At 42.5% G+C, this 12823-nt stretch carries 12 protein-coding genes; 2 read left to right on the forward strand and 10 right to left on the reverse strand.

From position 1 onward, the window contains the following. Window positions 1–26 precede the first annotated feature (26 nt). Genes CVN76_RS19645 through speB form a run of 3 tightly spaced genes read right to left on the reverse strand, consistent with a single transcriptional unit; the run spans window position 27 to window position 3303 of the window. Window positions 27–788 carry a class II aldolase/adducin family protein gene (locus tag CVN76_RS19645; RefSeq protein WP_100532712.1) on the reverse strand — a complete coding sequence of 254 codons (762 nt, stop codon included), beginning with the start codon at window positions 786–788 and terminating at the stop codon, window positions 27–29. Between the two features lie 36 nt (window positions 789–824). Then, window positions 825–2246: a sodium:solute symporter gene (locus CVN76_RS19650; RefSeq protein WP_100532713.1), complete on the reverse strand. Its 1422-nt coding sequence runs from the start codon at window positions 2244–2246 to the stop codon at window positions 825–827. Between the two features lie 58 nt (window positions 2247–2304). Next, complete coding sequence (gene speB, locus CVN76_RS19655; RefSeq protein ID WP_100532714.1) at window positions 2305–3303, reverse strand: agmatinase; 999 nt, start codon at window positions 3301–3303, stop codon at window positions 2305–2307. A gap of 227 nt (window positions 3304–3530) precedes the next feature. Here speB and CVN76_RS19660 point away from each other — a divergent pair, with 227 nt between their 5' ends. Beyond that, window positions 3531–4934: a sigma-54 interaction domain-containing protein gene (locus CVN76_RS19660; protein ID WP_232732361.1), complete on the forward strand. Its 1404-nt coding sequence runs from the start codon at window positions 3531–3533 to the stop codon at window positions 4932–4934. A gap of 227 nt (window positions 4935–5161) precedes the next feature. Here the strand turns inward: CVN76_RS19660 and CVN76_RS19665 are convergent, their stop codons facing one another. The 6 genes from CVN76_RS19665 to garR form a co-directional block, all read right to left on the reverse strand. After that, window positions 5162–5482: an antibiotic biosynthesis monooxygenase family protein gene (locus CVN76_RS19665; RefSeq protein ID WP_100532715.1), complete on the reverse strand. Its 321-nt coding sequence runs from the start codon at window positions 5480–5482 to the stop codon at window positions 5162–5164. Window positions 5483–5614: 132 nt separating this feature from the next. Continuing rightward, on the reverse strand, window positions 5615–5743 hold the full coding sequence (locus CVN76_RS32145; RefSeq protein WP_257390695.1) for a hypothetical protein: 129 nt from the start codon (window positions 5741–5743) through the stop codon (window positions 5615–5617). A gap of 324 nt (window positions 5744–6067) precedes the next feature. Beyond that, window positions 6068–6247: an IDEAL domain-containing protein gene (locus tag CVN76_RS19670; RefSeq protein WP_100532716.1), complete on the reverse strand. Its 180-nt coding sequence runs from the start codon at window positions 6245–6247 to the stop codon at window positions 6068–6070. A 488-nt stretch (window positions 6248–6735) separates the two neighbouring features. Continuing rightward, window positions 6736–8055, reverse strand: a complete 1320-nt coding sequence (locus CVN76_RS19675; protein WP_100532717.1) for a gluconate:H+ symporter — start codon at window positions 8053–8055, stop codon at window positions 6736–6738. 119 nt (window positions 8056–8174) lie between these two features. Then, window positions 8175–9614, reverse strand: a complete 1440-nt coding sequence (locus tag CVN76_RS19680) for a four-carbon acid sugar kinase family protein (protein ID WP_442857591.1) — start codon at window positions 9612–9614, stop codon at window positions 8175–8177. A gap of 7 nt (window positions 9615–9621) precedes the next feature. Continuing rightward, complete coding sequence (garR, locus tag CVN76_RS19685) at window positions 9622–10512, reverse strand: 2-hydroxy-3-oxopropionate reductase (protein WP_100532719.1); 891 nt, start codon at window positions 10510–10512, stop codon at window positions 9622–9624. Between the two features lie 268 nt (window positions 10513–10780). Between garR and CVN76_RS19690 the strand changes: the two genes are divergently transcribed. Continuing rightward, on the forward strand, window positions 10781–11404 hold the full coding sequence (locus tag CVN76_RS19690) for a GntR family transcriptional regulator (protein WP_442857590.1): 624 nt from the start codon (window positions 10781–10783) through the stop codon (window positions 11402–11404). A 298-nt stretch (window positions 11405–11702) separates the two neighbouring features. On the opposite strand, the gene CVN76_RS19695 is transcribed toward CVN76_RS19690, so the two are convergent. Then, a complete protein-coding gene (locus tag CVN76_RS19695) occupies window positions 11703–12809 on the reverse strand; it encodes a GerAB/ArcD/ProY family transporter (RefSeq protein ID WP_100532721.1) in 1107 nt (368 codons plus the stop codon). Window positions 12810–12823 lie beyond the last annotated feature (14 nt).

Below are 12823 nucleotides of genomic sequence, written 5' to 3' on the forward strand. Positions count from 1 at the left end.
TCTATTAATCATCCATCCCAACTGGATCATTCCAATAAGTCCGGCTGCTCTTTTCTGATCTTATCCCAAAGGGGCTGAAAACTAAGCCACCCCTCGTATTCCGTCCCCGTTTGTTCTGCTGTCAATCTTGCATACTCCTCTTCAATGAAAATGGGCTTTCCTGCCGCTTCGGCCATGATCTGAGCTTGACATGATCGTTCCATCGTTATGAACCACCAAGCGGCTGAATCTACAGATTGACCAACCGTTAACAGCCCATGGTTGCGAAGGATGACCGCTTTATATTGTCCTAGCGCCTGAGCGATCCGTTTTCCTTCTTCAGTTGCATAGACTACACCGGTAAAATCATCGAATAACGCATGATCTCTATAAAATTGGCAGGAATCTTGGGTGATCGGGTCCAGCAATCTCCCTAGTGATGACCAAGTCTTTCCATAGACGGAATGAGCATGTGCCGCTGCAATCGCGTCCGGCCTTGCTTTATGAATTTCCGAATGAATCGCGAAAGCTGCGCCATTCACAGTATGTTCCCCCTCCACAATATCCCCTTTATGATTCACCAAGATAAGATCTGAAACGGAAATTTGGCTAAAGTGCATCCCAAACGGATTGACCCAAAAATGGTCAGTATATTTCGGATCGCGTACCGTGATATGTCCTGCTATCCCTTCATCGAAGCCAAACTTTGAAAAAAGGCGGAAGGAAGCTGCCAGCCGTTCCTTCCGGTGATGGCGCTCTTCCTCCAGTGTGTTGAATGAAGCCGGTTGCAGGGTAATCGTCTTTGTCATTTTCCTTCCTCCCCATCATTTTTTAAAGGCCGTCCATCAATTGGCAATATCTATGTCTTTCCCCTTTATATCACCTTTAGGTAAGGTTTCATTTTTGGGACTTAGCAACGTAAGGGCAGTGATGACGACCAAACTGGCAGCAAGTCCATATAAGATCGGTCCAGTCGAAGAAGGCCCGGTTATGACCAATCCGACGATGATAACGATCATGCTGGCCAAAATGGAGTAGAATGCAGCATTAGCCGTGACCCTCTTCCAAAAGAAGCCAAGAATGATCGGAAAGAACACGGCACCCGATAAGATTGCGTAGGCTACATCCAATGCCACTAAAATATCTTGAATCCAAATTGAAACGATGATGGCCATAACACCAATCGTTAACGTGGTGATTCGAGATGTTTTTAAAAATTGACGTTCGCTCATTCCTGGACCGATATATTTTTTTATGAGGTCATTGACGACCAAAGTCGATGAAGCGAGCAATGTTCCCGATGCCGTGGACATCAGGGCGGAAACCACACTCGCAATGACCACTCCCAATAGCCCGGCAGGCAATGTTTCCATCGCAATGCTTGTAAACGCAGTTTGCGGGTCGCCTAAATCAGGAAGGATAATAAAAGCGCACATTCCAATGATACTTATTGCAATGGCATAAAGAATGCTGTATATCCCAGCCCCGACCGTTCCGCTGCGGGAGATGGCCTTCGTTCGAGCCGTAAAAAGACGCTGCCAAATATCTTGTCCCACTACTACTCCTAACGTAAATAATAAAAAATATTGAAAGATCGTCGCGCCGCCGATGTTTCCTAATTCAAAATGTGCTGCCGGGAGATTCTCTTGTAGTGAGCCCCACCCTCCTGCCTTGGAAATGCTCATCGGAAGCATGATAAGGAAGATACCGATTGTCATGATGACGAATTGGATCACATCCGTCATGGTAACCGACCACATTCCGCCTAATATTGTATAAAATAGAACGATCCCGCCTCCGACAATCATGGAAACCGTCAAATTCCAGCCCGCCAAAACGTGTAATATCGTCCCCATCCCGATCACTTGGGTGACGGTCAGCATGAAGGTATAGATGACCGAGACCAAGGCGCTGAGCAAGCGTGTTTGAGAATTGTAACGCTTCTCAAGCATTTCACTGATTGTCAGCACTTTTAAATCAAAAATCTTATTCGTTAAAAACAGCCCGATGGCAATAATGCCGAGCCCGATCATCACGACCAGCCAAATGCCGGATATCCCAAACTGATATCCTAATTTTGCCGTTCCTAAAGTAGAAGCTCCTCCTAATATCACAGCCGCTAAACAGGATAAATACATGAAATGACCTAGATTACGCCCTGCTACAATGAATTCATCCGCCGTTTTTGCTCGTTTGGATCCGATTACCCCTACAATGATTAAAACAGAAAAATATAGAATCATGATTGAAATATCCAAAATATCCATGTATACATCTCCTTTTGGGGTGGGTTTATTTTAGATCGCCTGGTTCCTCCCGTTTGAATTAGTTGTTCAGCTGCTTCTCCAAATTTTGGATCATCCCCATTTTATCTCTCTTCCCTTTTTTCGCTAGTGCGATAAGCGTGATGAATTCATAGACAATGTTGGCCGCTGCTGCTGCGGTGACTTGTCCGTGATCGTACGAGGGTAAAACCTCTACAAGATCGAAGCCTACGAATTCTATATCCGTCAAGCCCCTGACAAACGCCAATGCATCATCAATGCTTGCCCCTGAAACTTCAGGCGTCCCTGTGCCAGGTGCATATACCGGATCTAAAAAATCAATATCAAATGATAAAAAGACCGGACCATCCGCCACACGCTCATGGATGATCTCCAGCATCTTTTCGACGCCGTTCCGTTTATAATCGTTTGTTGTATATACGGCCAAGCCCAAGTCGCGGGCATCCTGCAAATCCTCCGGACCGTACAAACCTCCCCTCATGCCAATTTGAAGGGAGCGGGATACATCGATGAGACCTTCTTCTATCGCGCGGCGAAAAACGGTTCCGTGATTATACTTTTGTTCGAAATAACTATCCCACGTATCGGAGTGGGCATCGAATTGCAGCAAGGCAACGGGTCCATGTTTTTTTACGATTGCACGCAGCTCCCCTAGCGTAATGGAATGGTCGCCTCCCAGTGATATCGGAACGATTCCTTTTTCAATGACTGGCGTAAGCTCATCTTCTATTTTTTTATATGTTTCAGATATATAGCCAGGAACAACGGGAATGTCCCCATAATCGATTCCTGATATATAATCAAAAATATTAATAGCCTGTTCTGGATTATACGGACGTAATAGAATGGAAAAATCGCGAATGGCTCCTGGCCCGAATCTCGCCCCCGTCCTAAATGATTGGCCGGAATCAAATGGAATTCCCATAATGACAAAGTCCATATGTTCATCCACCTGCTCAACGAATGGAAGCCGCATAAACGTACGAACTCCACAAAAACGGGGTGATTGGAAAGAGTCTTTCGGTTGATATTTCATCATGTAACATCCTCCTAAGTTTTCTGCTATTTTTTTCATCTTACCTTTACTTAAGCAAGATTCGCGCCAACTTTTCAGGAGCCTTTCATGGGCGTTTTTACACTTTCTTTTGGATCTGTTGATTAAAAGATTAATCAACACCGCTTTTTTTGATTTAAGTTTTGATTATTCAGACTTTTTGATTTATATTTTAATTAATCAAAATTCGGATACTAAAGGGAGTCGATACCATGAATGACGAAATGCTGGAGGAAGAATTACAAAAGATCATTGAAACCTCGAATAATAATATCCTCATCACCGATCAAGATGGAATCATTTTATATTCCAACCCAAAGTTGTGGGAGATTTACGGCATGAAAAGTGACTCTTATATCGGAACCTCCGTTCATCAATTAGAAAAAGAGGGCTTGCTCACACCTTCCATCAACGCGCTTGTATTAAAGGAAAAAAAGGCGAAACGGATCATGCAGCAAACAAAAACGGGTCATGTCGTCATGTCGACAGGCTATCCTATATTCAATAAGGAAGGCAGCCTCGCAAGGGTGATCAGCTATGGTCAGGATCAAACCGAGATCCTTCAATTGCAGGATCAATTTGAGCACTTGCAACGTAAAGTTAAAGGCTATCAGACGGAAGTCGAGGATTTAAGGGAAAAGGAACTCGATCACCATGATATGATCGCGAGGAGTAACGAAACGAAGCATATAGTAAAAACGCTTCATAATGTTGCGAAGACCGATGCCACGATTCTCTTATTGGGACCTTCAGGAGTAGGGAAAAGTACATTCGCCCGTGCAATTCATGAGCAAAGTAACCGCAAGCAAGAGCCTTTCATTGAAGTCAATTGCAGCACGATACCTGATAGTTTGTTTGAATCGGAGATATTCGGCTATGAACCGGGAGCTTTTACAGGGGCAAGCAAGCAGGGGAGCCAGGGCCTGATTGAACAAGCTGACAGCGGAACCCTTTTCTTGGATGAAATCGGTGAACTTCCGCTTGCCATGCAAGCTAAATTACTGAAAGTGTTACAGGAAAAAAAGTTAAAGCGTCTTGGAGGGAAAAAGGAAAATCATATTAACTTCCGCCTTGTTGCCGCGACAAATCAAGATTTAAAGAGGATGGTAAATGAAGGCAGGTTCAGGCTCGATTTGTTTTATCGATTGAATGTGATTCCCATCCAGATACCGGCATTGCATGAACGTAAAGAGGATATCCCTCTTTTAATACAGCATTACTTAGGGAAAACCAATGCTAAATACCACAAATCCAAAAAAATACACCCATCGACATATGAAGTGCTGACTCATTACGATTGGCCCGGAAATATACGTGAACTGGAAAATCTAATCGAACGACTGATCCTGACCATTGAGGAAACCAATATCTTTCCGGAACATTTGCCTCAATCCATCACAGGTCAAATCGAACAGCCAGAAGATTCCTCATTGCTGGAAATGGATCAGAAATGGGAAGAGAAATTCGATTTAAAGAGGACATTGGAAAAGGTTGAAATCCAACTGCTAGCTAAAGCATTGAAGCAATGTAAAACCACTTATGAACTGGCAGATCACTTGGGCATCAGTCAGCCAACAGTCATCTATAAATTAAAGAAATACAAAAAATATTTTTAATGCAAAGAACCCACCATGGTTTCCAGCATCAAGGCGAAGTCATATACTTAAAACTGATCTGAATGAACAAAAAAGGGCGCCCATAAATGGGAGCCTGAATTTTAGTGAAGGTAGTGCTATTGTATGTAAAAGGCTGCCATTCCGCTTCCAATAGTTAAAAAACACTTTTACATTCCGTTCTTTGGCCAGTTAAGATGGCATTCACATTAAAAGGGCAGGCAAAGAAATCATTTCACTGCCTTTTTAACTGCTTTCACTTCGTATAATGCCCCTTCCGAACTGACGATATATTCAGGTTTAGGCTTTCCGAGATTGGCCTTGTGGCCCGCGATATGGACTTCACTCTTTTCCCACTGCTTCCAGTGCTCTTCCGATTCCCAATTGATCATGATGATTACCTCTTCATCGCCTCGTCTTACCTTTTTCACCAATACGCTTAAATCAATGAACCCCTCCTGTTTTTCTATGACCCCTTCCGCACCGAATCGTTTCACCACTTGGTCGGAATTACCTTCTTTAACCACTGTTTTTCTCATTTGAACGAACAATATGAACAACTCCAATCGATATACGTATATGGTTTCATTTTAGACGATAACGATTCTCATTGTCAATTATCGTGAAACAAAACAAAAATGAATCAGAAAGCCATACAGCACTTTCTGATTCACTTCATTGACTTATTTTTTATCTTTAAGACTTTTGGGAACATAGTCATTCAGTTTGTTAAATAAAGAAGTAATGTAGGAGTTGAGTTCAAACCGATCTTCCTGAACAAATTCAGCTAACGACACTCCATTCTTTTTCATTTCTTCTCCCCCTTTTAGGTTTCAAACTTTTTCATGAACACTTTACCCACGGCTACCCGTTCATGCAGGCATTGTCACCCTTTAAAGAAGCGACGGCTGGTTACCAGGAATTTTCCGTTTTCATGAATTAGTATGACAAGCATACAAGAAAGCGCTTTCAATGTAAAATGTGATAATTCTATAGATTGCTATTTCCTTAGACTGATTTAATCTAATTAAGTTTCGCTTTCATTATGCATATATTAACAAGCTTCACTGATTTCCATGCACGGCAGCTTTTCTATCATATTATAACTACTTGTCTTTTTCCCAGTGTGCGAAATTTCATGAAATGCTCTTCAGTAGTTCAGTTAAACGGATGAACTCATCTTTATCCCGATTCTTCAATGAGTCATCGATCGCTTTATCGATTTGCGCTTTCCTGTAATCGCTTAAGGCCTTTTTTAATACCATTTCAGCCATCTCTTCAGGCTCCAGTGATGTTCCAGGCAATTGCTTCTCCATTCGAAACCAACTCCTTAACCTTTTTTCTATTATACTAAGTAACTTGGAGATTATTAATATTTATTTCAATGTTATCCTTTCTTCTTTTTTTATTTCCTTATCCACCATGATTCCCACATTGCCACTCTTCTATACATTAAGAATACTAAAAGATTTTATTGCCGTTGCTTTGCGACACGCAATTGTCCCAGTGATCTTTGATTTCGTATTTTATCCATACTTTTTTAATCAATGATATTCAGGAGCAGGTTAAAAGGTTAAGTAAAACATGATGTCTTTTTGAAAAAGCAGAAATATTTCAACGAATTTGGATCATTCGTTTTTTTACTTATATTCATTGACTGACGATTTTGTTCATGAATGTGCTTACATTTATTGATGATAAATTTTTTTCCATATCCTCCTTCAAGCCAGCATGATTCGTGGACAATAGAAGTGGAAAACCCCTATCCAGTCCATATTGTTACAGACAGGATAGGGGTTTTTCATTATATGAACAAATTGATGATGAGTACACCGGCAAGTCCCACCAGTGAAATGATGGTGACCATCACGGACCATGTTTTAATGGTCTTTCCAATTGATAGATTAAAATATTCCTTGTAAATCCAAAAACCTGCATCATTTACATGGGAGAATGTTATGCTTCCTGCACCTGCAGCCAAAACCATAAGTTCTGGACTTACCCCTGTGGCCGCAACAAGAGGTGCCGCAATTCCGGCTGCCGTCATGCCGGCCACTGTAGCAGACCCAATGGCCACCCTTAGGATAGCCGCTATCAGCCAAGTAAGGATCAATGGTGAAAGCGTTGATTCGGCCATGATGCCAGCAATATATTGATCGATATGACTGTCTATCAATACTTGTTTGAACGCCCCGCCACCAGCTATGATTAATAGAATCATTGCAATTCCGCTGACGGACTCGGAAAAGGATTTCATGATTTCATTCATTTTCTTCCCTCGATTAAGACCAAAGGTGAAAATGGCAATAATGACAGAAATCAAAAGCGCCACAGCCGGATTGCCTATGAAATCAACAACCGGCATGAGCGAGGATTTAGGCATGAAAATTTCTACAGCTACTTTGACCGTTATCAATATCACTGGCATGAGCGAGGTAAGAAGACTTGTTGCAAACCGTGGCATTTCTTCCTCTTTAAACTCCTTAGGATTAAATAACTCTTTTGGAATGTCCGCTTCCAAGTCTTCTTTCTTAAACAACTTCGTGAATAATGGCCCGCCAATGATTATGGCTGGGATCGCGATGATGACCCCATATATTAAGGTCTTGCCCAAATTTGCATCAAACACACTGGCAACTGCCGTTGGCCCTGGATGTGGAGGAACAAATCCATGCATCGTGATAAGGGCGGCTATGACGGGCATGCCGATATACAATACTGGTACTCCTGCTGCAATAGCAATCGTAAATACCAATGGAATCAAAACGACGACTCCCGTTTCAAAGAAAAGGGCGATCCCTACGACGGAAGCCGTTAGAACAGCGGCTAGTTGTACTCGCTTTTTGCCAAATGCTTTGATTAGTGTCATTGCAATTCGTTGGGCCCCGCCTGAATCAGTCATCAACTTACCGAGTATGGCCCCAAACACGATGATTATCGTGAGATTTCCAAGCGTTCCACCCAAACCAGTTTGGATGGATTCAATTGCAGCAATTGGTGTCATTCCTTCCAAGATCCCTACTACCAAGGAAACGATAAGCAAGGATATGAAAGCGTTTAATTTCAAAGCAATCATTAATATTAGCAATAGGGCAACCCCTATACATATAGAAAGTATCGGCATTTTCATCCACCTTTTCTTTTAATGTGGGCTTGGCTTGAAATCTCAGTCCAGTAACTTTTCTGCCTCATCCAATTGTATTCGCTTACACCTGGCCCCGAAGCGGCAAAATGCCGCTCCGATCATTGATGCATCAGTTCTGCCACTTCTTTTAAGGTTGCTTTTGATCCAACATTCCCAGGGAAAATCACATAAGCCATTCCCGGAAACTTGCTTTCGCCTCCAGTCAACCATACTGGAATTCCAGGCTTTACCTGACCAGCTACCGTCGCCCGCTTAACGCCAAGACCGTTCGTCCCTATATCACTTGACGTGATGCCGCCTTTGGCAATAATAAAGCTTGGACGTACTTCAAGCTGTTTGACTATGCTTGTCACTGCATCGGATATCTTCACGGATAGTTTCAATTCTTCTTCTTTTTTGTTTTCCCCAAGGTCGAGGCGCTCCCGCTTCGTATATACGGTGACCGTTTTTCCTTTACGTATGAGTTCCTCGCTCGCTTCAATGACCCGTTGGATTTCCGCCTCAAACTTATTTGGATGCAGGACGAGGTGGACATCAAATTCAATGAACTCGATGAAATCACAGGTTCGAAGAGCTTCAAACTGCTCCGTTGTTTTTTTTACATGTGAGCCAATCATGATTAGACCGCCGTGACCGGAATCTTCTTTCGTTAGCTCTTCTTTCGTTAGCAGGGGTTTATCATCTATCCCTCCGATGATTTTTGTTAAAGCCGCTGCACTCCGGAACAAGAAATGTTTGCCTGCCTTTATAGCTCGGATCAAAGCAATCACAACCACTTTTGCATCAACATATTCAACCGCATTAACAATGACTTTATTGAAATCTTCAACTGCCATTAGCTGACTGACCAATCCATCAAAATCAAGATCGCGGATACTTTCTAGAGACAGGTATACAGCATCCTCCGCTTTAAATGTCCCGTTCGACTTTTCTTCTGCCCATTCACCAAGATGTGATGCTTTGAAACCGAATGTCCGATCCTTCGCGAATTCGGTATCACCAGCCGGCACTAACGCATCTTCATCCTGCACGTAATGAACGTTATTGATCGTGAAACGGCCGCCTTCTTTAAAAAAGGGCATGATGACCTCTCCATTAAACGGCATGTCTGAATGTGCTTCAAGCATATTTTTCAATACGTCCGTTTCAAGAGGATAATGACCACGAAGCGTAGAATCCCCGCGACTGATGATGATGAATTCTTTGTTCTGCTTCTCCGCTGTTTCCTGGATGACCTTTGCTATTTCCTTATGTGCCCGTTCGGTTTCAGCTGCTGTAAACCCCCTTGAATTGGTCAAAACGAAAAACATCGAATTCTTCTCGGCGAATCCCGATTCAATACTTTCAGCTGACCAATCCGTATAAACGGATATACCGTGAACCGTTTGAACACCTGTTGGATCATCATCCAGGACGATGATTTTTTTATTGAAATCCAGCAGTTCGTCAGCGAGCAGTTCATTAACAGCCCGTTCATCGGGAACTGCCGGCAGGCTGGCAAATGTAGCTTTTGCGTTTAGATTGCTTGAATGATTGATAGTCAATTTACACCCTCCTAACTTCGACGTTTGCCAGTTTTTCATAATACTGCACGATGCCTCCGTGATCATCCCCGGCTTTTCCATCCACTTTAAGTGCATGGAAGATTTCCAGCAGCTGGCTAGACAGCGGTAGGGGAACCCCGATTTCATGTGCTGTTTCCATTACATTCGTGATGTCCTTTAAATTAATATCGATCCTTCCTCCAGCTACGAAGTTTCTGTCCAAGATTAGAGGCACTTTTGCATCAAGTACAGCGCTTCCAGCGAGACCGCCACGAATGGCCTGATACATTTTTTCCACATCAATTCCCGCTTTTGCTGCAAGAACAAGTGCTTCGGACATCGCCGCAATGTTTAAGTTGACAATAACTTGATTTGCCAGCTTCGCCGTGACACCGCTGCCATTCTTGCCTACCAACGTAACATCCGTACCTACGGAATGGAGAATATCAATAACTGATTCGAATACGCTTTCTTTTCCTCCAACCATAATGGCCAATGTCCCATCAATCGCTTTCGGCTCACCGCCGCTAACCGGAGCATCCATCATGTCAACACCCTGTTTAGCCGCTTCATTTGCAATTTCGACCGATATGACCGGTGAGATGGAGCTCATATCTATGATTACCGTCCCCTTTGCAGCCGTTTTCAAAATTCCATGCTCGCCAAGCACGACTTGTTTCACATGCTGTGAAGCAGGAAGCATCGTGATGATGACGTCACATGTTTCACCCATTTCCATTGGTGTTCCTGCTTTCGCACCTGCCTTAACAAGTTCTTCTACTGTTTGTATATTAAGATCATTAACCGTTACTTCATAACCTGCTTTTAGTAAGTTGGATGACATTGGTTTTCCCATGATGCCTAATCCAATAAATCCAATTTTTTTACCCAATTCCATTTCCTCCTTATTCACTTTCGTTTAGCTGGTATTGTTACCGCTCCCCAATTAACCTGTACTGCTATGAAAGGACCTTTTTCAAGTGCATGTCCTAAATTTGATTTATAAAGCGTTTTCACAACTTCACTTTAGATTGTACACACTTTTTAATATTTTGTATACAATTTTTAATTTAATGTATACAAAAATTACACTTTTAAATAATCATGCTTATACTTATACTTTAAGATAAGAATAAATCATGATTCGGGAGACGATTGAATTGGTAAAAAAGGAAAACGGTCATGCCTATGTACAAGCTTATGAATATATAAGAGACCGGATTTTGAACGGAGAATTGGAACGCGGTACGAAGCTGGTCGAAGAAAGACTGGCAGAAGAAATTGGCATTAGCCGGACGCCGGTGCGTGAATCCATTCGTAAGCTGGAACAGGAAGGGCTCATTAAGCAAAAACGTGTCGTGAATCCCAGTGATATGGACCTTCGTCACATATTTCAAGTGCGTATATTACTGGAAGGATTCGCAGCGCGCCATTGTGCCAGTTACATGACCGAAGAAGCTCTTGTGAAATTGAAAGAGTGTGTGGATATTGGCAGCACCGGGACTCCGGAAGAAGTCATGTCAGTGAACAATCAATTTCATGAGATTATTATAGGAGCTACTAACAATCCGATGATGATCGATATAATTGACAGGATGCGGTCCATTATCTATTTGTTCCGGAAAACGGTTGTCTACCATAAACGCCCGTTTTTGATTGAGGAACACCAAGAAATCTACCAGGCCATCCTACTTCATAACGGAGACGCAGCAGAGCAGTTAATGAAAGAGCATTTGCAGAATGATTTGGAATTTTGTTTAAATCGAATGGAGCAGAAGCAATAAAGTTCACTGATGCGCAACGGATAGTCAATCTATCTAAAAAACGCCTGCGTACTGATACGCAGGCGTTTCAAAATGTAGACACACTCGATTTTCATTGAGTGTGTCTACATTTTTTTTGCTTGTACAATTTGTCCATCGATTGTAACGAAAGGCACGCTTGGGGGTTTCGTATACCCGCTCCATTCAGCTTGGTTTACCTTATAGATAGAACCCTTTTTACCCGTGCGATTTAGCCGGTACTGGTTAATATTCACTTTCGTGTAGGACCTCCATCGTTTCAAGAGTCCATTCCTGAAAGTTAGCTTGTATTGCTTTTCTTACTTTTTTTATTTTTGTTGCCGATGATAGCTATCAGTAATAATAGCAGCGGTATGAGCGTTTGAATCAACGTTCCATAAAATGGGAATGCATTGACATTATAACGCTCCAAGTCCATTGAGTTGGATATGGACCAGAAGCCCGTAATCACAATGAGTATCCCCAATGGCCAGACAATGGGCCGATAATCGGAAATGTTCAGCCACTGAGCGGTACCTAGGGCCGTAGCATAAAAAAACACGGATATTTTCACGAATGCACCGACAACCCAAATGGCCATGATGAACGACTCCATATGCTCGAAAAAATCAGCGAAGCTAATGTACCTAGCCACGTTCATCAATGGGTATACCTTGGACGGTGTGGTTGCTCCAAGAACGAAAAGGACAATAAGGTTTACGATCACTAATGTGGCCATTACTGCAAAAACGGTCATCATGCCATATCTCATCCCTTTTTTCTTATCCACTAAAAAGGGGAGGAGAAAAGAGATAAGGAAAAATTCAGTATACCAGCCGCCTGGGACAATCGAACCTTTGAGAGGAGGCATCACCCCTTTTGCCAGCACAGGGAAAATATTTTTAAACTCAAGATCTGGGAACACCAAAATGAACAAGATTATTTGAGGTATCAAGAATACAGGTATAAATAATAGAGCGGCCCTCCCCAAACCTTCTAAACCGCCATGCACGACAAAGGCACAAAGCAGGACCATCGAGGCCATGACCACGATGATCGGTGTATTGATCAAGAAGGAGTCCACTACAAATTCTGCGTACTCCCTGACGATAAGTCCCGTAACTTGAATATAGAATGACAGAAATAAAAAGCCGACGATTTTCCCGATCCACCGTCCAACGATTTGCTCGCTGTATTGGATAATCGTTTGTCCAGGATAAAGCTTGTGCAGCTTTACGGCAAGATATACAGTCAAATATCCCAAGAAGGATGCAAATATCGGAGAAATCCAAAAATCGGTATTCGCAAATTTTGCCGTTACGCTCGGGATACCTAGTATGGCCGTTGCAACAATGGTTGGATACAACATGAAAGCCATTTGAAGAGAAGATATTTTACCTTTTTCCATGGGTCTCTCCTTTC

This window comes from Bacillus sp. mrc49, assembly GCF_002803435.1.